The organism is Rhodospirillales bacterium (assembly GCA_023898785.1).
Lineage (GTDB): Bacteria > Pseudomonadota > Alphaproteobacteria > Micavibrionales > Micavibrionaceae > TMED27.
The window spans coordinates 1973822-2000595 of sequence record CP060239.1 but is presented as its reverse complement, the minus strand read 5'-3'; the positions used below and the strand labels follow the sequence as shown (position 1 = coordinate 2000595).

The window sequence follows — 26774 nt, the reverse complement described above, 5'->3', positions numbered from 1 at the left end:
AAGGTCCTCCTAGGGGGGGGTATTTTTAATTTTCTTTAGTAATTTTAGACTTTTATCTTTAAGTTATAAAGGGGGGGGTAAACTGAACAGCATTATTTTTTGGATTTAAACAACTTTTTAAGGATTTCTTTTGAAGACTGTTGTTGATTTTAACGTAAAGAGGCAAGAACGCATAAAGGCGGAACAGGATGCTGAGGATTTAGCAGCCAAAGAGATACATACCTTAGAGCTTAGTTCCCATTTGATGCGTATTAGCTCATCTCTGCATGGCTTGCTTCCTGATCTTATGTTGCTGCAAGCAAAGGCATTGGAGCTGAATCAGGTTCTTAAAAAGAAGTTTTAATCCTGGATGTTTATATTTTGCGGCGCACTGACAGAAAGACCTGAAGCTATCCAACTGCCAGTGCGCTCACATTCCGGCGTATCCGAATTGATATGCTGGAAGGCTGGGCATATAACGCGCCAGCCTTGGCAAGCTCCGTGCGGGTTCGCCGCCATTCCTGCCGCCGTGCTCGCTCCATGTCTGGCCGTAACCAGACGGCTTCTCCCACGGTCCCGGCGCTTCTCACGGCTCGCACGTGAAAGGATCCCGGTCTCCTTATGGCCTCTTGAATGACGGCTGCGGGTAAATCCACGACCTTTTAAAACCGCGCCGCCTGCTTCAGCTTGATTTCGGGTCACCGCCCTTGAGCGTCATATCGGTGATTTTCTGAAATTCCTCCAGAATATCGGGATAATGCTGTCTCAAAAACCGCTCGACACGGGCATTATCCAGCAAGCGCGCCAGATAGTTTTTGGTGAATTGCAGAACGAGATTTTTCTGTCCCCGATCATCCTTGATGAGCTTGTATTCACGCGCCAGCTTGTCCATTTCCTCCTGCATGCGCGCGCGCTTTTCCGAGGACAAGCCTCTTTTCACTTTGGGTTTGATGGGATCTGTAAGCTCATCGTCTTTTGAGCTTTCCAGCAAAGCCTGGGCATAACGCACGGTAAAATCGTTCATGTCGACCATCAGCATGGCGCATTCGATCTGGCGGGCGGGTTTCATTTTCTTCAAATACCGGAACGCGATCGTCGCCACCATCTTGTCTTTGAGCAGATCGATGGCTTCGGGGCAAATGCCGTCGAGCAAGCTACGCTTTTGAATGATGCTTTTGACGTTGATATTGAGCGTTCTGGCAATCTTCGCTTCCGATACGCCGTTTTTCACCATCGTCTGGATCATCTTGTGTTCCTGAATGGGGGCTTTGCGGCTGATATATTTGTTATAAGTAAATGCCTCATCGTCGGTCGAAATCAGACAAACGGCGCTGGTCTCTCCCATCTGTTTCAGGGCTTCAAGGCGCATATGCCCATCCAGCAGCATATAGCATTTGGATTTTGGGGATTGCCTGCTAACTACGAGCGGTTCGATGATGCCGACTTCTTTGATTGAGGAGATAATTTGCTTAAATTTCCGGCTTTCCAGATTGGATTTGCTCAGTATCTTAAGCGGCACGATCTGATCCAGGTCAAGTTCGATGGTTTCGCCTTCAAAGCCGCTCGTGACATCATCAGACATGGCTGGCCTCCCGCTGCTCGATCATTTCTGCCAGAGTTTCCGGCATGGTGTTCAGGCTTTCAGCGCGCAGGAGCGTTTTGAAATTCTCATCCTGCAAAAGATTGTAAAAGGACTCGACAGCGATCATCAGCGTGGCTTCGGTCTTATTGGCCTTTTCGACAAGGGAACGCATCCTGTCCATTTCGGTTTTGAATTTCTGCACCATCTGCCGTGCAGACAAGGTTTCGCCTTCCTTGTTCTTGCGCAGGCCGCCGCCTTTCATGCCCTTGCCAAGGCTGCGGCGTTTTTCAATGAGGCGCTGCGCAGCGACAAAACGATTACCCCTCAAACCTTCTTTCTCATAGGCTTCCTGCAGAGCTTTTTGCTCCGCGCCTGGGGAAGACGCGATCTTTATAGCGATGCTTAAGGGAATGTGGCCTTTTTCAACGGCGGAAAGCAGCCGCTCCTCACCTTTGTTCAGCAATGTCAAAATGCCGGAAACATAAGAGTCCGCCAGACCCGTTTTGCGGGAAATATCCATCACGCCATATCCCTGGCTTTTCAGCAGATCTATCCCTTTCATCAAGTCCATGGCCGTATGCTGCCTGCGAGCCATATTCTCCACTAGACTCATGACATAGGCGTCTTCTTTGGAAAGATCATGCCGGACAATGGCCGGAATGCTATCCTGTCCCAGAGCAATAAAGGATTTTAAACGGCCTTCGCCGCAAACCAGATCATAGCCGTCGCTCTCATCGGACGGGCGCACGGTTACGGGCTTTTTAAGCCCAACACTTTCAATATTGCCTTTGACGGCCTGGAAGCTCTTTTCGCTGCGGTCGCGTGAATTGATGACGATGATTTTATTAATGGGAATAGTCTGAATGTCGTATTTTCGTTTCATTATGCAGCCTCCTGTATCGTGATGCGGCGGGTTAAAGGGAAAAAATCTTCCAGCTCGTCAAAGCGGTAACAATCAAGCGCCAGCCCGTTATTATCGGCCAGTCGCAATTTGGGGTCTTCAATATCGATGGCGGGCAGGATGTAATAATCGAGCGGGTGTTCATTGGCCGGATCCATGCGTACGACAATCGTGATGTCCGGCTCCAGCCCTGTATCCAGACGAACCTTCCATCTGTTACGACCGGCTTTGGTTTGGTGGCAGCGGGAAATAACAATCGAGACCTTGACCTCTTCATTGACCACGATCAGATCGGATGTAACCTCTCGGTAGACATGACCGCCCATATCCTCTATCCGGTGAATAACACCTTCGGCAATATCGGGGTGAAGCCTACGGATATGGCGGTTGATCTCGATATAACGTATGTCGCGGCTTGGCGTATAGCCGATCATTTTATACGCCTCAATCAGGCTTCCAAAACGGGAGGCATAAGCGCTGCTTGAAGGCATATCTTCGTTTTCGTCGATTAATATTCCCGAGAGCCAGCCCTGCCGCTCATGCAAAATCCGCAGTTTATCCAGCATCTCTTCATTGGAATATTTGCGGTTGCGCTCACGGATAATGCCCTGAGCAAAGTAAAAATAGCTGGGCTTGATGATGGCCTCGAAAGCGTTTTCCTTTTTAACCCATTCCTCTTCAGGGTTATTGATCCGCTTTTCTTTGAGTTTGAAAGATCGGCGGTTGAAAACATTGGTGCCGATATATTTCTCGTTGGTCAAAATCTGATGGACGCTTGCCCGTGTCCAGGGCCGTTCAAAATCCGTTAAAATCTCCCTGCGGTTCAGATCGGCGGCGATCTGGGTTTCATTCCAGCCCTCATCGACAAACATCCTGTAAATCCAGTTTACAATCTCAATCTCTTCTTCCGGCCCAGGTACCAGAATAACGCGGTCGGTGGTGATGCTTTTTTGTTCACCGATTTCAAGTTGGCCTTTGGGGTTGCGGTTTTCATCAATCAGCATACGTCGCAGACCAAATCCGGCCGGGCCGCCCTGCCGGAATCCGCGTTCGACATGATGGCACTGACCGTTAAAGACCTTGGAGGATAATTCGCGGCTGTATTCCGCCGCCATGGTGCGCTTGACGGTTTTAACCAGCTCGGAAATGGGGGAACCGTCATTGGTGAATTGTTCGGCTACGTAATGGACTTCCAGCCCCGCAAGGCGGCAGATATGCTCATAATGCGCGCTTTCGTCCGTGCGCTGGAACCGTCCCCAGCGCGAAACGTCATAGACCAGCAGAAGAGAAAAATCGAGATCGGCTTCCTTGTTTTCGACATCGGCAATCAGTTTTTGAAAAGAATGGCGTCCCGTTGCGACCACGCCGCTTTTGCCTTCATCGGCATAGGTGCAAACGATCTCAATATCGTTTTTCTCGGCATAGGCTCTGATAATTTTTTCCTGAATTTCAGTGGAGCATTCCTGCCTCGGATCTGACATCCGCAAATACATTGCGGCCCTCTTTCCACCCGCGGCCTGCCCGCCGTTTCCCTGATTACGCTCGTCGTACATTTATAATTAGCCCGTCTCATAGCCGTTAACTCGCTGCCAATGCTGATAATGACCCAGGGTAAAATCCTTGGATCGCCTGCATAACTGCTTCTTTTTGCATCATAAAGAAAGGAGCATACATATGTCTTTGCGTAAAACGGACCGGGTTTTTCAAACCCGAAATCAGGAACTATCCAACAAGAAACTGGCTGAAATTATTGCGGGCGCGCTGCGTTCGGATTTTGGCGATCTATACTCTTCGGTCAAGGAGATCGACAGGGCGACAGGCATCAAATTCAACACCGTGAAAAAATGGTATGAGGCAAGCACAGTGCCGTCGCTGCGGCATTTTTTATTGCTGCTCGAATGCAGTTCATCACTACGGGAATTTGTGCTGTGTTATTTGTTCGGAGAAGATATTCTGGATGATCTGGCGTTGATTTCAAGTGTAGATCAAAGCCGTCCAGTTTTTGAGAATAACACAGATTTTGAGCCAAAAAATGTCACTATAAATGACACAATAAGACTCAATGAACGACAGAAGTGGTTCCTTCTTTTACTACAGAATGAACGAAAGGCAGCAGCAAAAAACATCGTTGAAAAATGGGGTGTCAGTTTTAGAACGGCCAGAAGAGATATTCAGGGGTTGAAGGAAGATGGCAGAATCGAATATTGTGGCTCCAATAAATCTGGTCGCTACAGCATCAATAGATTAGGGCATTAAATTTAAGCCAAAAACGGGGATTGAAAAAATCTGTGCGATGATTTAATTGTAAAAACAAGCACTTGTGGCGGAGAAAAAGTTTCATTTTGGTCGCTCTGGTGCACCATATGCCTTATTTGCTTACCCCATTCCCTCATTATCCCCTGTTAGATTGCCTTTTCCACCCCTTGCTTACCCGGTGCTTACCCGGACAAAAATCGTGTCGGCAGGAAAAATGTCCGACCGCGCAAATATTTGATAAATTTAGAAAAAACGGGGCTAAGAATCGCCGGAAAAGATGAGGGCGTCACCTTACCAAGGGTGCGCTCTACCACTGAGCTACAGCAGCAGCTTTTGTAACGGCGCAAAAACTACAATAAAAGTTTGCGCCTGTCACGTCCCTTTTTACAGCGGGGGCGCATCAGAGCTTTCCCCAGAGAATTTTGTGCTCCAATCATTATTCCCTTTCGCTTTCCATATGGTTTTGTATGATATGACGATCATGAAAAACACCAAGCAGGACAAACTGGACAAGCGTGCGGCGGCGTTGCGGGATAATCTCAAACGCCGCAAAACACGGGCGCAGAGTGAAAAGGACGAAAAAAACGATGCCACAGATACTGAAAAAAACCGGGCAGGATAACCAGCAGGATTCCGCGAGCCTCATGCCGCCCGGCCTGCTGGCCGATCACCAGATTCGCGAACTCGCGCGCTCCCAAGGCATGATCGAACCCTTCGAAGAAAAACAAAAGCGCGAAGGCAATATTTCCTACGGACTGTCTTCTTATGGCTATGATGCGCGCTGCGCCGCCGATTTCAAAATCTTCACAAATGTCGATAACGCCATCGTCGACCCCAAAGACTTCTCGGCGCAGAGTTTTGTTGACAGAGAGACCAATGTTTGCATAATCCCTCCCAACAGCTTTGTGCTGACCCATACGGTCGAATATTTCCGCATCCCAAAAGATGTGCTGGTAATCTGCCTTGGGAAAAGCACCTATGCGCGTTGCGGCCTCATTGTGAATGTCACACCGCTAGAGCCAGGCTGGGAAGGTCATGTGACGCTGGAAATTTCCAACACCACACCCCTTCCAGCCCGCGTTTACGCCAATGAGGGCATTGCGCAATTTTTGTTTTTTAAAGGAAGCAAGCCCTGTGAAACCAGCTACGCAGACCGATCCGGCAAATATATGGGACAGCGCGGCGTTACGCTCCCGCGGCTTTAGCGAAAGCCCGCCATCCGCAAAAGCTCCAGCCTCATCTTCCCTCGATAAAATTAAGGTCGTTGGCGGTCGGCCTTTACATGGAGACATCCCAATCAGCGGGGCGAAGAACTGCGCACTCAAGCTGATGTGCGCTGCCCTGCTCACCGACCAATCCCTCTATTTCGAAAATTCGCCCAATTCCTTGCGCGATATGAACTCGCAAACCGAATTGCTCGAATATTTGGGGTGCGCCGTTAAACGCGAAGGGCCACTGATGGCGATCAATGCCGGACCGGTACATACCCAAACCGCACCGTATGATATTGTCCGCAAAATGCGCGGATCAATCCTCGTGCTCGGCCCGTTGCTCGCCCGTTTCGGCGAAGCCAAGGTCTCCCTGCCCGGCGGCTGCGCCATCGGCACCCGTCCCGTCGATATGCATATCAAGGCGTTGGAAGAACTCGGCGCAAAAATCACATTGGAAGAAGGCTACATCCACGCAACAGCGCCGCAAGGCGGACTGCAAGGCACCAAAATCCTCTTCCCCAAGGTGTCCGTTGGCGCAACCGAGAACCTGCTCATGGCTGCAACCTTATCCAACGGCGAAACGGTATTAGCCAACGCTGCGCGCGAACCTGAAATTACCGATCTGGGCGAATGCCTCATCAAAATGGGCGCAAAAATCACCGGATTAGGCACGGACACAATCCGCATCGAAGGCGTCAGCCACATGCATGGTGCGCACCACGCAATCGTCCCCGACCGCATTGAAACCGGCACTTATATGGTTGCCGCTGCCATGACAGGCGGATCTTTACGTCTGCAAAATGCCCACCTTGAACATTTAAGCGCCGCCGCCGGACATCTGTCCCAAACCGGGGTTGAAATTGATCAGGATGGCAGTGACATCATTGTCAGCCGCGATCCGGAGTGCCCGCTCAAGGCCATCGACATCATGACCGAACCGCACCCGGGCTTCCCCACTGACTTGCAAGCCCAGTTCATGGCCATGCTGACCATCGCCGAAGGCGCAGGCCTCGTCACCGAAACCATCTTCGAAAACCGTTTCATGCATGTACCAGAGCTTAACCGCATGGGTGCCAACATCACCGTACAGGGCCACTCTGCCATCGTGCGCGGTGTACCCAAACTGACCGGCGCCGAAGTCATGGCCACCGATCTGCGCGCCAGCGTTGCCCTCGTTCTTGCCGGCCTCGTCGCCGAAGGTGAAACCACCATCAACCGCATCTACCACCTCGAGCGCGGCTACGAAAATATCGTCGAAAAACTCAGTGCCTGCGGTGCACAAATTAAACACGCTTAAACCATCAAAACCGTCCTCCAAAAACAAATATGACAAAAGCTTGACATACCGTAAATATTATGGTAAAAGAGAGTGTTTTTTTGAGTATGGAAATATAATGAGTGGCGCAGTAGCATTCAATAATTTATCTTTTGACAAAGAGCAAGAAGATGAAAATTATAAAATTCGGGAAATGGAAGTTCCCGAGTCTTATATCCCTCTAATCGATGCACTCCAAAAACAAATCACAAACCAGCATAAAAACTGGACTGGGGAGAATGAAAAGCCTAAGGCCGTCAGCTGGATAGGCAAAGTTTTTTTTGAGCCTTACGAATGCTTTAGAGAATCTTTTTTGCGATAGAACCGCAGAAAATGTTCTGGCTTATGAACACGCACGCGATCAAGCCGATAGAGGTTTTTTCCGATTATTAACAAAAGATCCTCAAACTCAAACAAACGGCATTTTACGCTGCTATGTCCGAAAAACACGTGAATCCATAAACGCTCTGATCAATGATCAAGAAATTCAAGATCTCTGCCAAAGCACCTATGAAACTGATGTCCCTGAAATTTTTGATATCCTTAAGGCCTACCAAGACGGCAAGAAGCTTCAAGCTTTTAAAATGGCACACAAACTACAAGACTTACCTGAAGATGTAAGGACGCGCCAAAGTGATCTGGTTATTAAAGCGTATCGTTCAAACCAGCCATGGGCAATAAAATATAGAAAAATTTTACAAGAGGCCGGCGCTACACGGCCCCCCCATGCTTTTTCGCAACACACACAACAGGCTAAACCCAACACCAAATTCGTAAGCCCATGTCCAGAAATAGAAAGAATGCCCAAAAATATTCGTAATGTTCTCTTCGCATATGGAAATGAAAATACAACAAAAGCATATTCCCTTATTGATACGTTTTCCGTCATCAATCCACAACAAAACAGGATTGAAAGTGATTGCGTAATCAAAAACCTCAGAAATGGCTCTTCATGGGCTAAAGCTTTTGCAAAAATCGCAAGAGAAGCCAACACCGCGCGCTTTACCCGTCAACACCAGAAACCCTTGAACATTCTTGAATTTAGCCGAACACTTTAACTTTTGTCGCAACGCTCCATTCGCACAATACAAAACCAACCCATACTCGTACTGCCCAAGGGCCTGATTAATTTGACAGCATTTAAGCCAACCTTATGCTACCAGACGTTCAATCGTCTCGATAAGCTGATTTTTGTGGAACGGCTTGGTCATCACTTCATCAGCAAACATCTCAGCCAAAACCACATAATCCTCCAGCGCATTTTCCAACCCGCCTGTCATCGCCAAAACCGGCATGCTCGGCGTTTTAGATTTAACATAAGACGCGAGCTTCGTCCCATCCTTTTCCGGCATCACAATATCGGTAATCACCAAATCACACTCCGACCCGCCCTCTAAATACGAAATTGCTTCATCAACGTTACTTTTAGGATGAATCTTATAGCCTTGACCAGCCAACATTTTTGAAATTATCTCTAAAATAAAAGCATTGTCATCAACAATCAAAATATCCATAATGCCCCCATGAATCCTAAGCAACCATAACAATTTATCCTAAAGACTTATACAACGTAAAGCACAAGCTCTTACAGATAAGAAAAAATCTTGCCGCGGCGCATCATTCAGGCTATCCAATGGCCATGACTACTGATAGGAAACTCATTCTCGCTGTGCCCAAGGGCCGCATCCTCGAAGAGCTTATGCCTTTGCTCAGCGCCTGCGACATTGTCCCTGAGGATGATTTCATGAGCGACTCCAGCAGAAAGCTGAGCTTTTCTACTAATCACGCGGACCTCGACATTATCCGCGTACGTGCCTTCGATGTAGCCACTTTCGTTGCCTATGGCGGTGCCCAAATTGGCGTTGTCGGTTCTGATGCAATTGAGGAATTCAGCTATGACGAACTTTATGCCCCCGTTGATTTGGGTATTGGCAAATGCCGCCTGTCCGTCGCCATGCCCGATGCCGATGCGAAGAAACAGAATACCGTGCATGAAAGCCATATCCGCATTGCCACCAAATACCCCAGCCTTACCGCCCGTCACTATGCACGTAGCGGTATTCAGGCCGAATGCATCAAGCTGAGCGGTGCCATGGAAATCGCTCCCAGTCTTGGCCTCTGCCGTCGCATTGTCGATCTGGTTTCCACCGGCTCAACGCTCAAAGCCAATGGCCTCACCGAAACTGAAACAATCCTGGAAATATCATCGAAACTTGTTGTAAACCGCAGCGCCGTAAAAACGGATGCCGAACGTATTGGCCACTGGGTCAACGCTTTCCAGTCCGCCGTACAAAAATGACCAAGCCATCAAAAACAGCGATCAAATCCATCCGCATCGAAAATATCACAGCCGCGCCAGAAGGCACGCTCATTGCCCGCGACCGCGATATTGCCCTGCGCGATCTTGAAGCCGCCAGCCGCTTTATCCCCTTTAAAGATACCGCCGGCCCCTATGATGTTTGCTTGACGCTCGAAGAAAACCGCCTCGTCTTTCGCATACAAAATGCGCAAGGGAATAAATTGCCAATGCTGGTCCTGTCCCTTAAGCCCTATCGCCGTCTGATTAAAGACTATTTTCTGATTGTTCGCAGCTATGATGCGGCCGTTCAAGACGGCAAGCCATCACGCATTGAGGCCATTGATATGGGCCGCCGCGGCCTGCATAATGAAGGTGCCGGCCTGTTAATCGAGCGCCTTGAAGATAAAATAGAAATGGACGAAGACACCGCCCGGCGCCTCTTCACCCTCATCTGCGTTCTGCATAGCGCTCATGCGCCGGCACTGTGGTAACGCCATGTGGAGAAAAGCCGTTGCATTCTTGCCCGCAGCGGGTGTATACCCATATTCTCTAAAGAAACAACACCATAGAATTTTAAGGTGCGTGATAATGCAGCTTAAAAAACAAAGACACAGGACAAGATGGCTAAAGAAGATTTAATGGAATTCAAAGGGGTCGTATCCGAGATTCTGCCCAACGCGATGTTCCGCGTCACGCTGGAAAACGACCATGTCATTTTGGCCCACACCGCTGGTAAAATGCGTAAAAACCGCATCCGTGTGTTGCAAGGCGATGTCGTCATCGTCGAAATGACCCCCTACGACCTTACCAAAGGCCGCATTATTTACCGTGAAAAATAAACTCATCCTTGCCTCGGCGTCACCACGGCGGCTAGATCTCCTTAAACAAATCGGCATCATCCCCGATAAAATCCTTCCGGCCGATATTGACGAAACACCGCTTAAAGGCGAACACCCCCATGATCTGGCCCAGCGCCTCGCTCGCGAAAAAGCCGCCGCCATCGCCAAAAAGAATCCCGGTAACTTTATCCTCGCTGCTGACACAGTCGTTGGTGCAGGCCGCAAAATCCTCGATAAAGCCGAAGACAAACCCTATGCCCGTCATTGCCTGGAAAGCCTCTCAGGCCGCCGCCATCACGTCTACGGAGGTATAGCCCTTATCGCGCCCACAGGAAAAACCGTCCACCGCCTCATCGATACTTTGGTCCAATTCAAACGCCTCACCCCTTCAGAAATTGATCAATATCTCCACTTTGGGCAGTGGCGGGGCAAGGCGGGCGGTTATGCTATTCAAGGCTACGCCGAAAGCTATATAAAATTCATCCGCGGTTCATATTCAAACGTGGTCGGCCTATCGCTTTATGATACAATGAGAGTATTAGAAGGCGCTGGCTTTAAAACTGACGCCTAAGAGCAACAGTGAGGAAACACGGTGGATATACTCATAGAAGAGTTGGAAGGTAGTCTCTGGGCAGCAGCCCTTAAAAACGGACGCCTTGAAGGTCTTGAAGTCGACCCGCCGTACGAAGAAATACGCTGGGGTTCTATCTATTGGGCAAAAGTCAAAACCATCGATAAAGCGCTTGATGCTGTCTTTGTCGATCTCGACGGCGATAATACCGGAATTTTATACAATGCGGATGTACGTTGGCGCGACGATGATGGCAAAGTGCATAAAGGTGGCGACGAAAGTATATCCAAACGTTTTCAACCCGGCGATATGGTTGCGCTGCAGGCTAAAACCGCTTACTTATCAAACGATCAGGACGATTTTACCCCTTCCGAAAACAAAATTCCGCAAATGAGTATGGACATCACTCTGCCGGGCCGCTACCTGATCTATTGCGCCAATATGGACTGCAACCGCATTTCCCAACGCATCCGCGATAAAAAACTGCGTAAACAGCTCCATAAAATGATGGATAATATGGTCGACATTCAGGGTTGCATTCTACGCCTTGCCGCAGCTCACACCCAAAGCGATGTTCTGATCCGTGAAGGAAAAATCCTCAAAAGCGCTTGGGAAGAAATCCAGAAATACTTTGAAGGCCCAGAGCCGGGCTTAATTGCCCTTGGCCCCGATGCCATCCAGCGCACCTTAAGTGATCAGGCTAGCCAAGCCATTGATCGCATTGAAATTGTTACAATGGAGCATTTTAAACATATCGAGGAATGGTGTTCAATCTTCGCCCCTGATCTAGTTACCAAAATCGACCCCATTGAACTTGATAACGCCTCTGAAGATCTCGCTTTGTTTCACTATCGCGATATTATCGGCCAGATCGAAGACCTGTTTCACCCCTACGCCCTGTTACCAGGCGGAGGTAACATCATCATTCAGGGTACCGCCGCGCTCACCGCCATCGACGTCAATAAAGGTGGCAGCCGCGCTTCCCATCTGGACGTCAATATTGAAGCAGCCCGCGAAGCCGCGCGCCAGATCCGCCTGCGCAATTGCGGCGGCATCATCGTGATTGACTTCCTCAAATCCCAGGACCGCAAAGATCAAGGCAAACTCCTCGCCGCGCTCGAAGCAGCCATCGACGAGGATCCCTGCACCGTGCAAATCCACGGAATCACTGCTCTGGGCCTCATCGAAATCACCCGCAAACGCCGAACCCCTCCTCTGGCTGACCGTTTTCAAGGCATGCTGATTGAATAATTATTAATAAGGGGCTGCCCTATTTAATTAGGCCAATCATTGCCACAACCCATAGAAGAGTGTATAGTACCAGAACAAGCTGGACGGGTTGTGTTATACATGCATGCAAGCTCAAAAAGTAACCTATCCAGGAAGACGTTTTTGTATAAAATTCATGGTTGCAGATGACAGTCTTTCTGATGATGTGCCTAAATGGCATCAAAATGGCCGTTATTTCTGAATTTACGGAGATAAAATAAACAAGGTATGCTGCATGAGCCACAATCTTTTCTGGAACACTTCTTTCTCTTTGGCGATATTCCGCCAAACGCATATTATGGCACCTATGCCATTCCACTTGTTATTCTGTCTTATGTTATAGCATCGCTGGGATCTTTCACAGGCTTGCGGCTGGCAACCGACATTCATAAGGCCAAAACAGAAAAACAAAAATCATATCTTCATATTGGCGGCGCTTTTGCATTTGGAGCCGGAATATGGTCGATGCATTTTATCGGCATGCTGGCCTATAACATGGATATGGTGCACACCTATGACCCATTCCTGACTTTTGTATCCATGATCATTGCCGTTGCCATCGCCTATGGCGTTTTGCAGATTATCCGCACTGGAAAGATTGAGATTCTACAGTTAGTTATCAGCGCTTTATTGTTGGGAACAGCAATATGCGGCATGCATTATACAGGCATGGCCGCTATGGAAATGGATGCCGATTTACGTTATACGCCAGGACTGTTTTCCCTGTCCGCCTTGATTGCCGTAACCGCATCAGGTGCCGCCCTGTTCATCGTTTTTATGTTGGGACAGCATGAGGGGCGTGGAAAGACCTTTTGGCAGGCAGCGGCGGCATTAATCATGGGTGCGGCAATTTGCGGAATGCACTACACCGGCATGGCCGCTTCCGTTTTTATTCCTTATGCCGACTGCCGCTACGATTCTGTCCAAAGCTATAACGCGTTGGCGATGATTGTAGCCATAACCAGCAGCACTATTTTTGCAATCACCATAATCCTGAGTCTGTACAAGCCAACTGAAGGCAAGGCATCAGAAGTGGAAGACAATCAATATTCAGGGAATGCCGTTTTTCTTCAACTCTCATCGCTGTTAAGTCTCTTTCTGGTTCTTCTTGTGGGATCTTATTTTTTCTCCAACGCCAGCGTAAGCGAGAAAAAAAACGATAGTGCCCTGTTAAACGCAGCAAGCCTGCAACGTCTGTTGTTGGTTCACTACACACACCAAACCTCGATCATTATGGCTACTCATGCGGCACACAACTGGAAAGAAGCCGCGCAAAATAATAAGATTGTACAACAAGACGAAAAGCACATTGAGGCTAATTATAAAGGATTGCTTGAAGGCGGGATGGTTATTTTGAGCGTTGACGGAAACAAAACGCTTGAGATAACTCCTTTTAATGACAAGGATACCCGGTCAGCATTGCTGACAGCCCAAAAAGAATGGGGGCGTCTTAAACATCTGGCCGTCACAACATTGCAGTCTGACATCAAAACAATTATCAACACGCCGCAGAATGATGAACTCGCAACACAACTGCGCATAACGCTGGAAGCGCAAGACGAATCCGTTAAAAGCATCCAAAAATATCTGGAACAAAAAAGCCAGAATTTGGAGATCAAACAACAGATAATTCTAGGTATCGGGTTTTTAGTTTTTCTCTCAACGGTGCTTTATGCGCGTTTCTTTATTGCCAACCCGATTGAGAAAGCTCGAAAAGACCTTAAAAACAGCCGTGATAATCTTGAAAAACGCGTTGAGGAACAGACCGCAGATTTGCGGAAGTCCAAGGAAGACGCTGAGCACTTAAATGCCATTATCGAAAAAGAAAAAACGTATCTTGACGCTATTTTGAATAATATGATGCAAGGCGTCATCACGATAGATAAAAATGGCATCATTCAGACGTTCAACCAGTGGGCGGAATTTATTTTCAGTTATCAGGCTCACGAAGCTATCGGTAAAAATGTCAGCATGCTCATGCCGGAACCGCATCACAGCCAGCATGACCAGTATCTTAAGAACTATCTGGAGACAGGCGAATCCCATATCCTGGACACAGGAGTAGATGTTGAAGGCCTCAGAAAAGGCGGTCAAACCTTTCCTATGAAGCTGAGTGTGACAGAAATCAAAAATGATCATGAGACGACTTTTCTTGGATTGACTTTGGATATCTCAGAGCAAAAAGAAAAAGAAAACGCGTTAAAGGAAGCAAAACGGGTTGCCGAAGAGGCCAGTCGTGCCAAGAGCGATTTTCTGGCTAATATGTCGCACGAAATCCGCACACCAATGAATGCCATATTGGGAATGTCATGACCACAAAAGCTTGTCATTTATCACAGGCTGAAATTCTTGAAAAGCTATTAATCGCCTACAAAGAGCATGAAGGTATTGTTTATGCTCTCAAAGAACGCAAGATCGTTTGCCTGGTTCGCCTTGGCGTTATCAATAATTACGCTAATATAAAATCAGACTTAGAACAAAAGATGCCTGAGCAAGCATGTCGTGTGCTCGCCAGAAAAATGAGTCCCACAGGCTTAAAACAAATTCAAATCGACTTGTTGGATAAAGAGGATGGGCAATCCATAAATATGTTTCGAGAACGCGAAGAGCGGAAGAAAAACATTCTGATGGTTGCCGATGATGACATGTTTGTCCGCAAAGCCATGCAAAAAATTCTGGGTTTTTATGGAGACGTAGTAGAAGTCGATAGCGGTGACAAGGTAGTCAGTGAATATCTCAGGCATAATCCCGACGTACTTCTATTGGATATTCATATGCCGGGTAAAAGCGGACTTGAATTGATAGATAAAATTATCGAAGTCGATACAGATGCTTTTATTATCGTATTCAGTGCCGATAGTGTGGCGGATAACGTTCTACAGGCAATAGAAAAAGGCGCTGTTGGCTTTGTTTCAAAGCCGCCCAAAAAAGAAAGAATTATGGATTACCTAAATCGGTGCATCACAATCCATTAAACAGCGAGCAACAAAAATTCTACATGTCTGTAAAAATTCAGCATTAGTAACTTAGTATAGATAATTAATCCAGTTATCCGCGAAGAATATGGTGAGCGTGGCCTGAACCATGTGTTCGGGAGCAATCTGACGATAGGCCGGATAGTATAGTAATTTAAATTACTATATTTACCAAGGTTACCCAAAAAGCGCCGACCAGCCGATAATTCATAATCGTCAGATCAAGCCTTGACTTTTACACGTCAGATTAAACTCATCATTTTACACATAACAAAGCAAGGCGTTGACCACTAAGCGGTATGGCCCCTTATCAGATCCCTGCTTTAGCAGGGAAAACACGTTTTATTAAGCCACGGCTTTTTCAGCTTTACCAAGCGCATCCTTGGCTTGCTTGGCAATCGCAGCAAAGCCTTTCTCATCGTGGATAGCAATCTCGGACAGAGATTTGCGATCCAGCTCAATTCCCGCCAGCTTCAAACCATGCGTGAATGTTGAATACGTCATATCATGCAAACGCGCAGCTGCATTGATCCGCTGAATCCACAATTTGCGGAATTCGCGTTTCTTGGCGCGACGGTCGCGATATGCGTACTGACCGGCTTTTTCAACCGCTTGGACGGCCGTGCGGAAACAACTTTTCCGGCGGCCATAGTAACCTTTAGCCGCTTTGATAACTTTTCTGTGACGAGCGTGCGCTCTTGGTCCACCTTTAACGCGTGCCATAGTCTAGCCCTCCTTCTTTTCTGAAACGCCGCCAGACGCTTTCTTTTTCTTCCGGGAATAAGGCAACCAGTTACACAGCACAATGCGTTCATCGGCATCACACAACGTGGTTTGCCCTTTAGCCTTACGTTTCATGGACTTGGGTTTATTCATTTGCATGTGGCGCATTTTGGCCTGTTTGACCTTAACCTTGCCACTCGACGTAACGCGGAAACGCTTCTTAGCGCCCGACTTGGTCTTCATTTTCGGCATTTCATATCTCCTTAAAATAAGGTTGTTATCTGATAGCCGAGGCAGCCGTACTCGCCAGGCCATCTATTCGTATGCGGGTTTATAGCGCCATTGTCATGCAAAAATCAAGTATATTTCTCGATAAACTGGCGGATATGAAAAAACATCGATTTACGGTGGTTTTCTTGCGGCAGGCCGTGCGTTCCATCCTGAAAGCTGGTGATTTCAACACGGCGGTGGCCTGCGCAAGCGCGAAACATATCAAGCTGCTCAATCGGCGAAACCTTGTCCTGCGCGCCATGCATAATCAGCAGAGGCTTTCCAAGGTCTTTAAGGATCTTGGTCATTTTTGCTTTTTTAAGCTGTTGAAGAAATGGAATGCCGATACGGCTATCCTCTTTCATAATGTAGCCTGCCTTTTTCCAATCTTCTTCAATCTCTTCGGCCTGAAAAACATGCTGGGCAATCATCGGCAAGTCAACCATCGGCCACAACAAGACGTAACATCTTGCTTCCTTTGGAGCATTCATCAGCGCTATTGAAGCGCCGAGTCCATCACAGATAAAGACAAAGCGCTCATACCCCCTGTCTTTGGCCCATTTTATCACGGTTTCGAAATCTTCGGAGGCGCTGTAAAGCGTGAAATCTTCGGCCAGCCCGTCGCTGGCACCACAGCCACGAAAATCAAAACGCAGTGTGTGATAACGTTTTTCACTAAGAACATGTTCAAGGTCTACAAAAATATTATTACAAGCATTTTTATCACCCGGAAAGCCGTGAACCATGATAACCAGCAAGCGATCGACACTTTGCATTAAGTGCTCCTTTGGCTTTGCAAAAGAGGCCCGGATATATTGGCTCTGCCCTACAAGAATTTGGATGGTTTCATTCATAGATAAAAAACTCTTCCCTTACCTTCATAACAACATAAATTTTCAATTTAAAACAGAGGCAAAACTTGTTAGGAGTGAACAAACACATAAACAAGGACACTAAAAATGGTTCGCCCGACCAATCTCAAAGACATTCAGTTTACCGCTCTGCGTGGGCGCGTAGCACGTTTCATAGAAAATAAGACTTTTACCAATTTTATTATCGCTATCATTATCGTGAATGCCGCAATTCTTGGTCTTGAAACCGATTCCAGCGTTATGACCCGCTATAGCGATGTGCTGGTTTACCTCGATGAAATTGCACTGACGATCTTTGTTGTTGAACTTGCGCTCAAGTTATTTGTTTATCGCCTGTCCTTTTTCCGGCAAGGCTGGAATGTTTTTGACTTTGTTATTGTTGGCATTGCCCTTATTCCCGCCAGCGGACCTTTGGCTATTCTGCGGGCATTGCGGATCTTGCGGGTCTTGCGGTTGGTATCCGTGGTGCCCTCTATGCGCCGGGTGATCGCCGCGCTATTTCATGCCATCCCCGGTATGGCTTCCATCATGGCCGTGTTACTGATTATTTTTTATGTAGCGTCTGTGCTATCTACAAAGCTGTTTGGACAAACTGAGGAATTTGCCATGTTTTTCGGCACGATTGGAGCATCGATGTACACACTGTTCCAGATTATGACGCTAGAAGGCTGGAGCGAGGAAATCGTCCGCCCGGTCATGGAAGTCTATCCTTATGCCTGGGTGTTCTTTATTCCCTTTATTATCACTACGAGCTTTGCAGTCCTCAACCTTTTTATCGGGATTATCGTTGATGCCATGAATATCATCCATGAAAAAGAGGAATATAAAGGCCCAGAGCGACGGAAAAACAATATTGTCTCCGGGAATGAAATTATAGCACTGCACCGTGAAATGGCAGAACTGAAAGAACTTATCCGAAAAAAATCTTAGGCGCTCACGCTAATGCGCCTCAGCCCAGCTATGCCCGGACCCCGCCTCGGCGATGAGAGGTACGGAAATCTCCACGCCCATAATCTTCCATGCATTTTCCATGATCTCACGCACCAGCTTTGAGGTTGCTTCCAACTCTTCCACCGGCAGCTCGAAGATCAATTCATCATGCACCTGCAGCAACATCTTGGCTTTTAATCCAGCGCGCTCCAAAGCCACAGGCATTTTTGCCATCGCGATCTTCATAATATCCGCTGCCGTGCCCTGCAAAGGCGCATTAACGGCCGCACGCTCTGAGCCTGCCCGCTGGGCCGGGATTTTCGCATTAATATTGGGCGTAAAGCATTTGCGGCCATAGAGCGTTTTGACAAAGCCGTTGGCACGCGCTTCATCCTTTTTCTCTTCCATGTAATCCTTGATTTCAGGAAAGCGCGCAAGATAGCGCTTGATAAAATCAGCCGCATCTGCAGGATCGTAGCCCAGCTGCTTGGCCAACCCCCAACCAGATATGCCATAGATAATGCCGAAATTCACCGCCTTGGCCCGCCTGCGCGTTTCAGAATCGACATTATCCAGTGGAACATCGAAAACCTGGGATGCAGTCAACGTATGAATATCCACCCCGTCCTTAAAAGCTCGTTGCAATGCCTCAACGCCAGCCATTTCCGCCGCCAGCCGCAACTCAACCTGAGAGTAATCAACCGAGAGCAAGACGCAGCCCGTATCAGCGATAAAGGCTTCACGTATTTTGCGCCCGTCTTCGGTGCGGATCGGAATATTTTGTAAATTCGGATCGGACGAGGCCAAACGCCCGGTTGAGGTCCCGGTCATATGATAGGAGGTATGCACACGGCCTGTTTCCGCGACAACCTGATCCTGCAGCGCGTCCGTATAGGTGGATTTGAGCTTTGAAAGACCACGCCAGTCGAGAATTTTTTGCACAATCTCGTGGCCCTGCAAAGCAAGTTCTTCAAGCGTTTTTACATCTGTAGAATGTTGGCCGGTCTTGGTTTTTTTGCCACTATCAAGGCCCATCTGGTCAAACAGGATTTCGCCGATTTGTTTGGGCGAAGCGATATTAAACGGCGTACCGGCGAGTTTGTGAATTTCTTCCTCAAGATCGGCTATGCGCTTGCCGAAATCCGTGCTCATGGATTTTAAAATCGCAGGATCAACTTTGATTCCCTCCAGCTCCATCTGCGCAATAACCGGGATCAGCGGCCGCTCAATATTCTCATAGACGCTTACCATTTTCTCGAGTGCGAGGCGCGGTTTGAGCAACTTATACAGCCGCAGCGTGACTTCCGCATCTTCAGCGGCATAATCCAGCGCTTTTTCGATTGTCACCCGATCAAAGGTCACTTGTGATTTCCCGGTCCCCGCCACTTCTTTATATGGTATGGGCGTGTGGCCTAAATATCGCTCAGAAAGCGAATCCATCGAATGCTTGTGCGAAGAACCGTCCAGCACGTAGGAGATCAGCATTGTGTCGTCGCACGGAGCTACGTGAATTCCGGCCTGCGCAAAAATCTGCCAGTCATATTTCATGTTATGCGCGACCTTCATCACGCTTTCGTCCTCCAGTAAAGGTTTAAGCATCCCCAGCGCTTTATCCATCGGCAGTTGAGGGACGTCCGCACCTTGGGTCTCGCCTAAGAGGTCAGCTTGCTCGGCCACATGAGCGAGTGGAATATAGGCCGCCTTGCCCACCTCACTGGTCAGGGAAATACCCACTAATTTGGCCTTGGCCGGGGTCAGCGCCGTTGTCTCCGTATCGATACACACCGCACCGCGCTTATATGCATCATCAATCCATTCTTGCAGGGTCTTCTCATCATTAATGAGAGTATATTGGTTATCTTTTATTTCAGGTGCACGCTTAGTGTCTTCTCCACGCAAGCGAGAATCTTCTTCCAAGGTCCGCGCTTGCGCGGGAGAAACAGAAACAAACTCACCACCCAATCGCTTGATAATCGAATTAAAAGCATGTTTCTGCAGGAATGCCATTAACTCCGGCTTGTCCGGGTCGTGGATTTTTAGTTCCTCGATCGGCAGCGGCAGCGGCGCATCCTGATCCAGCCGCACGAGCTGTTCGGACACGCGCGCATCCTGCGCATGATTAACCAGTTTTTCGCGGCGCTTGGGCTGTTTAATTTCTTCAGCGCGCGCCAGTAATTCTTCCAGGGACCCATATTCATTGATCAGTTGCGCCGCCGTTTTCACGCCAATGCCCGGCACGCCGGGAATATTATCGGTGCTATCCCCGGCCAGCGCTTGTACGTCCACAACGTGCTCCGGCTTAACGCCGAATTTCTCAACGACTTCCGCTTCGCCCACCCATTTATTCTTCATCGGATCAAGCATGCGCACGCCGGGCTGGACGAGCTGCATCAAATCCTTATCAGAAGATACAATCACGACCCGTTTGCCCAACTCCAGCGCCCGTTTGGTATAAGCCGCAATCAAATCATCGGCTTCATAGCCCGGTTGTTCCAGCGCCGGGATATCAAAGGCCCGCGTAGCCTCACGCACCAGTGGAAATTGCGGCACCAGATCTTCTGGCGGCACATCGCGGTTGGCCTTATATTCGGGATAAAGATTATTGCGAAAGCTACCGCCCTTGGGGTCAAATACTACCGCCAGATATGGCGCGTGATAGTCGTTCAACAATTTCATCAGCATCTGTGTAAAGCCGAACACCGCCGAAACCGGAACACCATCGGGGTTGGTCATTTCGCCGCGACCAGAATAGGTCATCGCGAAATACGCCCGGAATATAAACCCCGAACCATCAACAAGATAAAGCTCACCATCTTGAGAGTCTTCGGGAGCAACAGAAATTTGTGAATCAGCCATGTCGTTAAAGTGGCCCAAGCTTCTGGCGGAGTCCAGAGTTGATGCTTAGCCATAAACAAAAAAAACCCCGCATGCAGGGGGAGAGCATGCACGGGGGCGGGAAGTATGGGTGAAACCAGCCTGAAGCCCTACAACAGGGAAAAGAGCTTTAAGCCTTAGCGGGTTTCCGGGGGTAACAATTGCAAAGGTAATTTTTACGCAGGAAAGGTTGCAGGAAAGGAAGGAGCGGCCTTACGCTCCGATAAAACCGAAAACAAGATACGATAATGTGAGATTCATTATGCGCTCTGCGCAGACTCGACTGGGCACCGATAAGCTCCATGATTGCACATCCCTCTACTTTTTACTGCCGTTGTCCGGCTCATTCTTGAGAAATCTTCTTTAGCGATTTCCTTGCCCTTTAATTGTACATTGACGGCTTAAGAGATGTCAAAAATTTTACTAAAATTGTATGTAAAGTTAGACTGGATCTAATTTTTGGAAAATTCGCACAGCGCCACCGCTGCCGCGTTTGAGACATTAATGCTCGGCATAGGGCCACGCATAGGCAAGGCAAGCAGACCATCGCAGTGTTCTTTAACTAGGCGTCGCAGCCCCGGTCCTTCTGCGCCCAGAACCAAAACGGATTTCCCGCCAATATTAGCAGTAGCAAGCGCCGCGCCGCGCTCATCTAGACCGTAAACAAAATAGCCATTTTCCTGCAGAGTTTCGATACAGCGGCTTAAGTTCGTTTCAAAAGCCACAGGCACATGCTCCAATGCGCCGCAGGCCGTCTTGGCCAAAACGCCGGTTAGCTCAGGCGCATGTTTCTTTTGTACAATCATCCCTGCCGCCCCAAATGCACAGGCCGAACGCAAAATCGCGCCCACATTATGCGGGTCGGTAACCTGATCAAGAATAATCAGCAAGCTGCGCTCATTTTTGCGCTCACGAATAAGAATGTCTTCAATTCCGACATCGTCCAGCGCGCTGCAGTCCAGCGCCAAACCTTGATGCACCGCGCCAAGTGGCAAAATCTTCTCTAAAGATTGTTTATTAAGAATTTGCGGCGCCGGACGCTCTAAGCCTTTTTTCCTTGTAGTCTCCAGAGCTTCCTGAAAACCATCCAGCGCACTTTGTGTACAATACAGCGCCTGAACGCGACGATTTTCATTCAGCCACGCCTCACGTACCGCATGAAATCCATAAAGGCTAGCAGTACGTAAACGCTGCTCTTGCGGTATAGGGTTTTTGTGACGGCGAGTATCCGGTTTGCCGCTATGCTTGATTTTGTCTTTTTTCGAGTGTTTTTTCATCGCCCAGCAGATTACAGGCTTGACATCAGGGGTGAAAGTCTTTTTTCTGCTGTTTAAATCTCACACGGGATTTTCTTATTATATGTGTGGAGGGGTGGTCGAGTGGTTAATGGCACCTGACTGTAACTCAGGCCTCTTCGGAGTACGCTGGTTCGAATCCAGCCCCCTCCACCATTTAGTCCGGCTTTCTGGACATTCGGAGAATTTCTCCCCGCAAGCCCCGCTGACAGCGGGGTTTTTGTTTTGGCGCATCGCCGAGACACACAGAGAATTTCATTTTTGGGCTCAGAACTACCATTTTTCTCTACAGCGCATTTTTGAGTGTCCCGAGATCCTGAATTCCCTGTTTATCAGGGAATTAACAGGGAATTTTTCTAAATTTTGAATGCTGAAGATGAAACAAAGCCAGAGAATATCTGTGCTTCAGAACAATTCACAATCAAAATAAACAGGGAAATATCGAGAATTATATTGCCATAAATATTTTGTTCGACTAACGACTTTACCCTTCTCTATACGAAGAAGAATATCGCCATAAGCTATTCCAGAAATGGCCTCATTTAGGGGAGATTTATCCGGCGGCTCTGGTATGATTTTTGTTATATTCACACCGTTTTTTGTACGTTTTGCGGTTAGCTCTTTGTAATCCTCCATGAGGATTGACTCGAAAACCTCAAGCTCATCTTCTTCCAGCTGAACGGTAATAGTTTTGAGAGGTTTATAGTTTTCAGTATTGAGTATTTCTCGACATAACCTGTTTATCGATATTTTAATAAAAGGGTAATGGCCGTCAGCCATCGTTTCTACTAATTCCAATCTGTTTTCAGTCGCTAAGTGGGCGTTCCCATCGCTAAAAACCAAAAGATAGATATGCTGGGGGGTTTTTCGTAGGCACAAACATATATAAGTTCGAAAAACTAAATAGGAATGGTCAACTCCTGATGTGTATAAAGAGGCGCGCGTATTTTCAATCTTCTCTAGCGGCATTCCAAACAAACGTAATTCCCTGATAATTCTAAGCCACACCAAGTCTATGAAATTGAACTTCTTCCACTTATCTTTATGATTATGCTCCCCTAGCAAGCCTTTGCTAGCCCAGTGATTAATAACCCTAGAAGAATAACCCCCCGTGCTTTTGACAGTGAATCTTTTGTCTTCAATAATTTTTGAAGCACCGTCCCACCCGTCTCCTCCCTCAACTTGATGTCTTAGAGCTAAATTGGGTTCGTCAAGAAACCCTCGAACGGCCTTATGAAATATGTCTATATCCATTTTGATTACCAGCGGTGTTTTATATGAAATCGAATCTTAGAATATTAAAAGTTTACACTAATGTAAACTTTTAATATTCTTCACCACTGTAAAAAACCCATAACACGCTGGAAACAAACAAAAATAATATTGACGCGTTGTTAGGCAATACAAAAAATTTCTCGGTCACTAAAGAGGGTATGCGCTCGAACGGCACCCGCAGGAGTAAAGGCTAAGAAGGACCCAACTCTCATGAGGTCTGTTTCGATTGTAATAGGCGATCCCGTGGTTTAAGTTCATCTCAGGCCTTTAATAAGGAGGCTCTGGGGCTTTTCATCCCCAATCGTAAGCGGCTAAGACACTGCCGGAAATGTGTCGCTACTCGGTCTATGGCTGGGTGGCGATGTCATGTCCAAGGCGTACGCCCAAAAGCATCGCGCCGTTTCTTGCGATACGGATGAAAACACCCAGTCACCAGAGCAATCTGGTGGCTTTTTTCTAACCACTGCAAGAAAGAGATATTATGAATAAAAAAACAAAAAAAGCACTATTGGGCAACATAGCAGGCTGGTTTTTTGGGATTCTATTCTTACTATCGGGAACTGTTAGTTTCTTTGAGCCCACAATGGGCGTGATCGCAGGGATATTTTATTTTTCGGCAGCGGTTTTGTGCCTTCCCCCAGCATATCAAGCTATATCCATGAAATTCAAAACACCACTCTCCACTGGCAAGAGGATCGCCTTTGCGGTTCTTCTTATGATAATGGCCCCATTAAGCATGAGCTTGTTAAATGCGGCGGATGAAGCAGCCAAAAGTTCTATTAAAGCTATTGAAAACAGTGTTCCAAGTAGCAAAGGACTGGTTGTAGAGGATGTCGAATTTAAAACGAAAAAATACGGAAATAAAGTATTGGTTGGTATTCTCAAAAACACAACCGATCGCGAATACGGATATGTGCAAATCCAATTTAACTTGTACGACAAAGACGGCGTTCAGGTCGGTAGCACACTCGCAAACGTAAATAACCTAGAGCCGCAGAGCACGTGGAAATTTGAGGCCGGTATCATCGAGGAAAATGTAACCATGTTTAAGGTTAAAGACATAACAGGCTTTTAGATGGGTTTTGGGTTGGTTAATATGGCGCGATGAACGCAACAAAGACAAAACTTCCTGATTTTTCGGATGTTGAAAAGGAAATATGCATCCTTTTATCCTGTCGAAAGTCTATAAAATCTATGGTTAATCGAGCCATGTTATGTGTTGGCGATTCCCCAGAGGGGGCGACCATAAGGCCTAACGATTCCTACAATGCCGAGTTATTTAACATTCTGCTCGTAGACTTTATTTCTCCCGTTAATTCTGACTTTGGCCAAGCGGATAGTCTTTGCTCAGCACTATCACAGATTTGCAACTCCCCTAATTTCGATCATGACAATTCACTCTCTGAATTAAAGGAAGCGGTAAGCGCGCTTTCTGATTGGATGAATCACGAGGCCATGTTTGAAAAAATTTGGCTCCCCTCCATAGAAAAAGAAATGTCGATTACGATGAAAAGAGAGGAATTTATCCGTATATGCGGTGATATTTCAAAACATAACCCACTGCGTTTGTCGAGAACGTCCAAACGGATATTCGATATTTTGCAAAAAAGCGAACCCACGCTGGATATTGAGGATGCTTTTTCGGTATTGGAAGAATTTTACGAATGGTTTCATAGGGACGTTTTTTATTATCACCTCACCAAAATATCAGAGCTCCTCAACAATATAGGTTGGGGGATTCAAACATATCTTGCTGGCGAATTTTCTCGATCCTATACCGTCGACCCAGAAAAGACGGAAAAATATGGTATGGGTCTGGACGTTTACTATTTCCAATACCCCCGCACTGTTAAAAGTAAGCTTGGGAAATATTATTACTGGGATTTAATGAATGAGATTAGGGCTGGAATGTATATTCCCCGATTTTCCACCTGTAAATACCTGCAAGGACGTTATTAGGCTTTTTAATAATGCTTTGCTCGCTCGCTGCGCACTGTGTGTGGGGCCTCCGCGTCGCTCGCTATCAGCATTGTTAAAAAGCCGCTGGGGGTTGGAATGCCTTCCGGTGGTAACAAAATGAGCAGAATTGTTGCAAAATGCCCCCTCCAGCGTCTATGCGTAACATCCATGATAATTTGATTGTTGGCGCTGGTGAAAGACTATTGCCCAGTTTTCCAAGATAGTGGATACTTGGTTCCAAGTTTCAGGTGGTATGTCCACCATTTCAGATTTTCCGACGTTAATTTCTCCTAAAACCAAAAATGGAAAGGCCTTTCCAGCGGTTTCAACTGCGCTGCCCAAGCTTGTATCTATGTTGTAAACTTGGCTAGGGAAAGCAACGCTCTATACGCTTTAACTGCTCCGGGGACAACAAAAACAAATCGCTCATAATGAAAGCTCCTTTCATCGCAAGTGAATCGCAATTTCTCTGCGCTGTGAATCCATAATCAATATGTCTAGAGCTTAACTTGCCTGATCCGAAGGCGGCGCTGAACAAGAAGAATCATCTTCTTCCTTTCGATCCTTTGAAGACACAAACTTCATCGACACGGATTTTTGCGCGGATTGCTCCCCTTGCGACAAAGCGGGCTGTTCAGCCAAAGAAGTTTCCTGCACAGGCGCAGCAACCTGCACGGAAGCAGCCTCGGGCGCAGGCTCAGGCGACGGCGCACCGGCAGGCGGCGATATTTCAATCGGCCTTACACGCTCATCCGGCAGACTCATATCAATCGGTTTCACGTCAAAGGGCTCAGAAACGGGATCGGAAACCATCTCAGAAGATTCTGAAACAATTTCTGTTTCCTGTGAACCTTCAGAATCCTTCACCGCTTCATCTTCTGTCTCAATCTGAAGAGGCTCAGGCGGCGGCTCTATAAACTTATCGACAATCTGACGGCCATACACACACAGCGCCAAATCACGCCCCATTTTTTCAACTTTCTCACGCACGAAATTAATCTGCAAAGCGCCTTTCTCAACGCTCCTTTCTTCAATCGCATCCATAAATTCCAATAGCGAAAGCCGTCGCTCTTCAGCCTCTCGTTCAAGCTCTGCCCGGTGCTCTTTATCATCCGCACCTTCCTGATCATACCGGATCAAATCCGCCCCCAAAACGTAAGCCGCCGGCGCTTCCCATTTTTGAGCAAACTGTATACGGCCGCTAATATTGGCGATAATATACAAAACCTCAAGCGCCTCTTTAAGCTCATCAAAATGCTCACTGGTCAATTGGTTTTCGGAGTTAACTTCTGAATTCGGTATAGAAGCATTAGACATAGTACTTGCACATCCCTAAAAATAAAAAACACAAAAACATGATAGCGCCATTCGAAACGTTA

The 26774-nt window shown here is 47.4% G+C and carries 29 protein-coding genes and 1 tRNA gene; 18 read left to right on the top strand and 12 right to left on the bottom strand.

The genetic code is table 11. The features are described from left to right. Positions 1-130 precede the first annotated feature (130 nt). Complete coding sequence (locus H6859_09950) at positions 131-343, top strand: hypothetical protein (GenBank protein USO05447.1); 213 nt, start codon at positions 131-133, stop codon at positions 341-343. Here H6859_09950 and H6859_09945 read toward each other — a convergent pair. From H6859_09945 to H6859_09930, 4 genes are read right to left on the bottom strand one after another with little or no spacing between them, the layout of a single operon-like run. Next, positions 340-681, bottom strand: a complete 342-nt coding sequence (locus H6859_09945) for a hypothetical protein (protein ID USO05446.1) — start codon at positions 679-681, stop codon at positions 340-342. The two genes, H6859_09950 and H6859_09945, sit on opposite strands and share 4 nt — an antisense overlap. Next, the gene (locus H6859_09940; GenBank protein USO05445.1) at positions 662-1561 is read right to left on the bottom strand and encodes a ParB N-terminal domain-containing protein; all 900 of its coding nucleotides are present in this window, start codon (positions 1559-1561) and stop codon (positions 662-664) included. Before H6859_09940 ends, H6859_09945 begins: the two co-directional genes overlap by 20 nt. Further along, a complete protein-coding gene (locus tag H6859_09935) occupies positions 1554-2444 on the bottom strand; it encodes a ParB N-terminal domain-containing protein (protein USO05444.1) in 891 nt (296 codons plus the stop codon). Before H6859_09935 ends, H6859_09940 begins: the two co-directional genes overlap by 8 nt. Next, positions 2444-4015 carry a recombinase family protein gene (locus H6859_09930; GenBank protein USO05443.1) on the bottom strand — a complete coding sequence of 524 codons (1572 nt, stop codon included), beginning with the start codon at positions 4013-4015 and terminating at the stop codon, positions 2444-2446. The genes H6859_09935 and H6859_09930 overlap by 1 nt, the downstream gene beginning before the upstream one ends. A gap of 121 nt (positions 4016-4136) precedes the next feature. On the opposite strand from H6859_09930, the gene H6859_09925 reads away from it, so the two are divergent. From H6859_09925 to H6859_09900, 6 genes are all read left to right on the top strand, one after another. Then, complete coding sequence (locus H6859_09925) at positions 4137-4718, top strand: DeoR family transcriptional regulator (GenBank protein ID USO05442.1); 582 nt, start codon at positions 4137-4139, stop codon at positions 4716-4718. 472 nt (positions 4719-5190) lie between these two features. Further along, a complete protein-coding gene (locus H6859_09920) occupies positions 5191-5340 on the top strand; it encodes a hypothetical protein (GenBank protein ID USO05441.1) in 150 nt (49 codons plus the stop codon). A 22-nt stretch (positions 5341-5362) separates the two neighbouring features. Next, positions 5363-5923 (top strand): dCTP deaminase, encoded by a 561-nt coding sequence (locus tag H6859_09915; GenBank protein ID USO06756.1) that lies wholly within the window; start codon positions 5363-5365, stop codon positions 5921-5923. Then, positions 5808-7226 carry a UDP-N-acetylglucosamine 1-carboxyvinyltransferase gene (murA, locus tag H6859_09910; GenBank protein ID USO05440.1) on the top strand — a complete coding sequence of 473 codons (1419 nt, stop codon included), beginning with the start codon at positions 5808-5810 and terminating at the stop codon, positions 7224-7226. Before H6859_09915 ends, murA begins: the two co-directional genes overlap by 116 nt. 97 nt (positions 7227-7323) lie before the next feature. Beyond that, complete coding sequence (locus H6859_09905; protein ID USO05439.1) at positions 7324-7566, top strand: hypothetical protein; 243 nt, start codon at positions 7324-7326, stop codon at positions 7564-7566. Next, on the top strand, positions 7526-8302 hold the full coding sequence (locus tag H6859_09900) for a hypothetical protein (GenBank protein ID USO05438.1): 777 nt from the start codon (positions 7526-7528) through the stop codon (positions 8300-8302). The genes H6859_09905 and H6859_09900 overlap by 41 nt, the downstream gene beginning before the upstream one ends. Positions 8303-8395: 93 nt before the next feature. Here H6859_09900 and H6859_09895 read toward each other — a convergent pair whose 3' ends face one another. Continuing rightward, positions 8396-8758: a response regulator gene (locus H6859_09895; protein ID USO05437.1), complete on the bottom strand. Its 363-nt coding sequence runs from the start codon at positions 8756-8758 to the stop codon at positions 8396-8398. A 125-nt stretch (positions 8759-8883) separates the two neighbouring features. Between H6859_09895 and H6859_09890 the strand changes: the two genes are divergently transcribed. From H6859_09890 to H6859_09860, 7 genes are all read left to right on the top strand, one after another. After that, positions 8884-9543, top strand: coding sequence for an ATP phosphoribosyltransferase (locus tag H6859_09890; GenBank protein ID USO05436.1), 660 nt, complete (start codon positions 8884-8886; stop codon positions 9541-9543). Continuing rightward, the gene (locus H6859_09885) at positions 9540-10034 is read left to right on the top strand and encodes a UPF0262 family protein (GenBank protein ID USO05435.1); all 495 of its coding nucleotides are present in this window, start codon (positions 9540-9542) and stop codon (positions 10032-10034) included. Before H6859_09890 ends, H6859_09885 begins: the two co-directional genes overlap by 4 nt. A 129-nt stretch (positions 10035-10163) precedes the next feature. Next, positions 10164-10382 (top strand): translation initiation factor IF-1, encoded by a 219-nt coding sequence (gene infA, locus H6859_09880; GenBank protein USO05434.1) that lies wholly within the window; start codon positions 10164-10166, stop codon positions 10380-10382. Continuing rightward, on the top strand, positions 10372-10953 hold the full coding sequence (maf, locus tag H6859_09875) for a septum formation protein Maf (protein ID USO05433.1): 582 nt from the start codon (positions 10372-10374) through the stop codon (positions 10951-10953). Before infA ends, maf begins: the two co-directional genes overlap by 11 nt. Positions 10954-10974: 21 nt before the next feature. Then, entirely contained in the window at positions 10975-12204 is a 1230-nt protein-coding gene (locus H6859_09870) for a ribonuclease E/G (protein USO05432.1), read from the top strand. Positions 12205-12450: 246 nt separating this feature from the next. Continuing rightward, positions 12451-14535 carry a PAS domain S-box protein gene (locus H6859_09865; protein ID USO05431.1) on the top strand — a complete coding sequence of 695 codons (2085 nt, stop codon included), beginning with the start codon at positions 12451-12453 and terminating at the stop codon, positions 14533-14535. Then, entirely contained in the window at positions 14532-15197 is a 666-nt protein-coding gene (locus tag H6859_09860) for a response regulator (protein ID USO05430.1), read from the top strand. The genes H6859_09865 and H6859_09860 overlap by 4 nt, the downstream gene beginning before the upstream one ends. A 345-nt stretch (positions 15198-15542) precedes the next feature. Here the strand turns inward: H6859_09860 and rplT are convergent, their stop codons facing one another. The 3 genes from rplT to H6859_09845 form a co-directional block, all read right to left on the bottom strand. After that, on the bottom strand, positions 15543-15920 hold the full coding sequence (rplT, locus tag H6859_09855) for a 50S ribosomal protein L20 (GenBank protein ID USO05429.1): 378 nt from the start codon (positions 15918-15920) through the stop codon (positions 15543-15545). Between the two features lie 3 nt (positions 15921-15923). Further along, on the bottom strand, positions 15924-16172 hold the full coding sequence (rpmI, locus tag H6859_09850) for a 50S ribosomal protein L35 (GenBank protein USO05428.1): 249 nt from the start codon (positions 16170-16172) through the stop codon (positions 15924-15926). A 104-nt stretch (positions 16173-16276) separates the two neighbouring features. After that, positions 16277-17044: a hypothetical protein gene (locus H6859_09845; GenBank protein ID USO05427.1), complete on the bottom strand. Its 768-nt coding sequence runs from the start codon at positions 17042-17044 to the stop codon at positions 16277-16279. Between the two features lie 105 nt (positions 17045-17149). Here H6859_09845 and H6859_09840 point away from each other — a divergent pair, with 105 nt between their 5' ends. Further along, entirely contained in the window at positions 17150-17992 is an 843-nt protein-coding gene (locus H6859_09840; protein ID USO05426.1) for an ion transporter, read from the top strand. 9 nt (positions 17993-18001) lie between these two features. Here H6859_09840 and polA read toward each other — a convergent pair whose 3' ends face one another. Both polA and rlmB read right to left on the bottom strand, forming a co-directional pair. Next, positions 18002-20848, bottom strand: a complete 2847-nt coding sequence (gene polA / locus H6859_09835; protein ID USO05425.1) for a DNA polymerase I — start codon at positions 20846-20848, stop codon at positions 18002-18004. Between the two features lie 470 nt (positions 20849-21318). After that, positions 21319-22143, bottom strand: a complete 825-nt coding sequence (gene rlmB / locus H6859_09830; GenBank protein USO05424.1) for a 23S rRNA (guanosine(2251)-2'-O)-methyltransferase RlmB — start codon at positions 22141-22143, stop codon at positions 21319-21321. Positions 22144-22231: 88 nt separating this feature from the next. Between rlmB and H6859_09825 the strand changes: the two genes are divergently transcribed. After that, positions 22232-22317: transfer RNA gene (locus H6859_09825), tRNA-Tyr, on the top strand. Between the two features lie 249 nt (positions 22318-22566). On the opposite strand, the gene H6859_09820 is transcribed toward H6859_09825, so the two are convergent. After that, the gene (locus H6859_09820; protein ID USO05423.1) at positions 22567-23415 is read right to left on the bottom strand and encodes a MerR family transcriptional regulator; all 849 of its coding nucleotides are present in this window, start codon (positions 23413-23415) and stop codon (positions 22567-22569) included. Positions 23416-23917: 502 nt separating this feature from the next. On the opposite strand from H6859_09820, the gene H6859_09815 reads away from it, so the two are divergent. Together H6859_09815 and H6859_09810 are read left to right on the top strand one after the other, a co-directional pair. After that, the gene (locus H6859_09815; GenBank protein USO05422.1) at positions 23918-24511 is read left to right on the top strand and encodes a hypothetical protein; all 594 of its coding nucleotides are present in this window, start codon (positions 23918-23920) and stop codon (positions 24509-24511) included. Positions 24512-24540: 29 nt separating this feature from the next. Next, positions 24541-25395, top strand: coding sequence for a hypothetical protein (locus H6859_09810; GenBank protein USO05421.1), 855 nt, complete (start codon positions 24541-24543; stop codon positions 25393-25395). Between the two features lie 504 nt (positions 25396-25899). Here H6859_09810 and H6859_09805 read toward each other — a convergent pair. Continuing rightward, positions 25900-26712 (bottom strand): hypothetical protein, encoded by an 813-nt coding sequence (locus H6859_09805; protein ID USO05420.1) that lies wholly within the window; start codon positions 26710-26712, stop codon positions 25900-25902. Between the last annotated feature and the right edge of the window lie 62 nt (positions 26713-26774).

Coding starts and splice junctions, on each gene's coding strand:
- H6859_09940 (USO05445.1), bottom strand. CDS start 1,561: ATGTCTGATGATGTCACGAGCGGCTTTGAAGGCGAAACCATCGAACTT.
- H6859_09935 (USO05444.1), bottom strand. CDS start 2,444: ATGAAACGAAAATACGACATTCAGACTATTCCCATTAATAAAATCATC.
- H6859_09930 (USO05443.1), bottom strand. CDS start 4,015: ATGTACGACGAGCGTAATCAGGGAAACGGCGGGCAGGCCGCGGGTGGA.
- H6859_09925 (USO05442.1), top strand. CDS start 4,137: ATGTCTTTGCGTAAAACGGACCGGGTTTTTCAAACCCGAAATCAGGAA.
- H6859_09920 (USO05441.1), top strand. CDS start 5,191: ATGACGATCATGAAAAACACCAAGCAGGACAAACTGGACAAGCGTGCG.
- H6859_09915 (USO06756.1), top strand. CDS start 5,363: ATGCCGCCCGGCCTGCTGGCCGATCACCAGATTCGCGAACTCGCGCGC.
- murA (USO05440.1), top strand. CDS start 5,808: ATGAGGGCATTGCGCAATTTTTGTTTTTTAAAGGAAGCAAGCCCTGTG.
- H6859_09905 (USO05439.1), top strand. CDS start 7,324: ATGAGTGGCGCAGTAGCATTCAATAATTTATCTTTTGACAAAGAGCAA.
- H6859_09895 (USO05437.1), bottom strand. CDS start 8,758: ATGGATATTTTGATTGTTGATGACAATGCTTTTATTTTAGAGATAATT.
- H6859_09890 (USO05436.1), top strand. CDS start 8,884: ATGACTACTGATAGGAAACTCATTCTCGCTGTGCCCAAGGGCCGCATC.
- H6859_09885 (USO05435.1), top strand. CDS start 9,540: ATGACCAAGCCATCAAAAACAGCGATCAAATCCATCCGCATCGAAAAT.
- infA (USO05434.1), top strand. CDS start 10,164: ATGGCTAAAGAAGATTTAATGGAATTCAAAGGGGTCGTATCCGAGATT.
- H6859_09865 (USO05431.1), top strand. CDS start 12,451: ATGCTGCATGAGCCACAATCTTTTCTGGAACACTTCTTTCTCTTTGGC.
- H6859_09860 (USO05430.1), top strand. CDS start 14,532: ATGACCACAAAAGCTTGTCATTTATCACAGGCTGAAATTCTTGAAAAG.
- rplT (USO05429.1), bottom strand. CDS start 15,920: ATGGCACGCGTTAAAGGTGGACCAAGAGCGCACGCTCGTCACAGAAAA.
- rpmI (USO05428.1), bottom strand. CDS start 16,172: ATGCCGAAAATGAAGACCAAGTCGGGCGCTAAGAAGCGTTTCCGCGTT.
- H6859_09845 (USO05427.1), bottom strand. CDS start 17,044: ATGAATGAAACCATCCAAATTCTTGTAGGGCAGAGCCAATATATCCGG.
- H6859_09840 (USO05426.1), top strand. CDS start 17,150: ATGGTTCGCCCGACCAATCTCAAAGACATTCAGTTTACCGCTCTGCGT.
- polA (USO05425.1), bottom strand. CDS start 20,848: ATGGCTGATTCACAAATTTCTGTTGCTCCCGAAGACTCTCAAGATGGT.
- rlmB (USO05424.1), bottom strand. CDS start 22,143: ATGAAAAAACACTCGAAAAAAGACAAAATCAAGCATAGCGGCAAACCG.
- H6859_09820 (USO05423.1), bottom strand. CDS start 23,415: ATGGATATAGACATATTTCATAAGGCCGTTCGAGGGTTTCTTGACGAA.
- H6859_09815 (USO05422.1), top strand. CDS start 23,918: ATGAATAAAAAAACAAAAAAAGCACTATTGGGCAACATAGCAGGCTGG.
- H6859_09810 (USO05421.1), top strand. CDS start 24,541: ATGAACGCAACAAAGACAAAACTTCCTGATTTTTCGGATGTTGAAAAG.
- H6859_09805 (USO05420.1), bottom strand. CDS start 26,712: ATGTCTAATGCTTCTATACCGAATTCAGAAGTTAACTCCGAAAACCAA.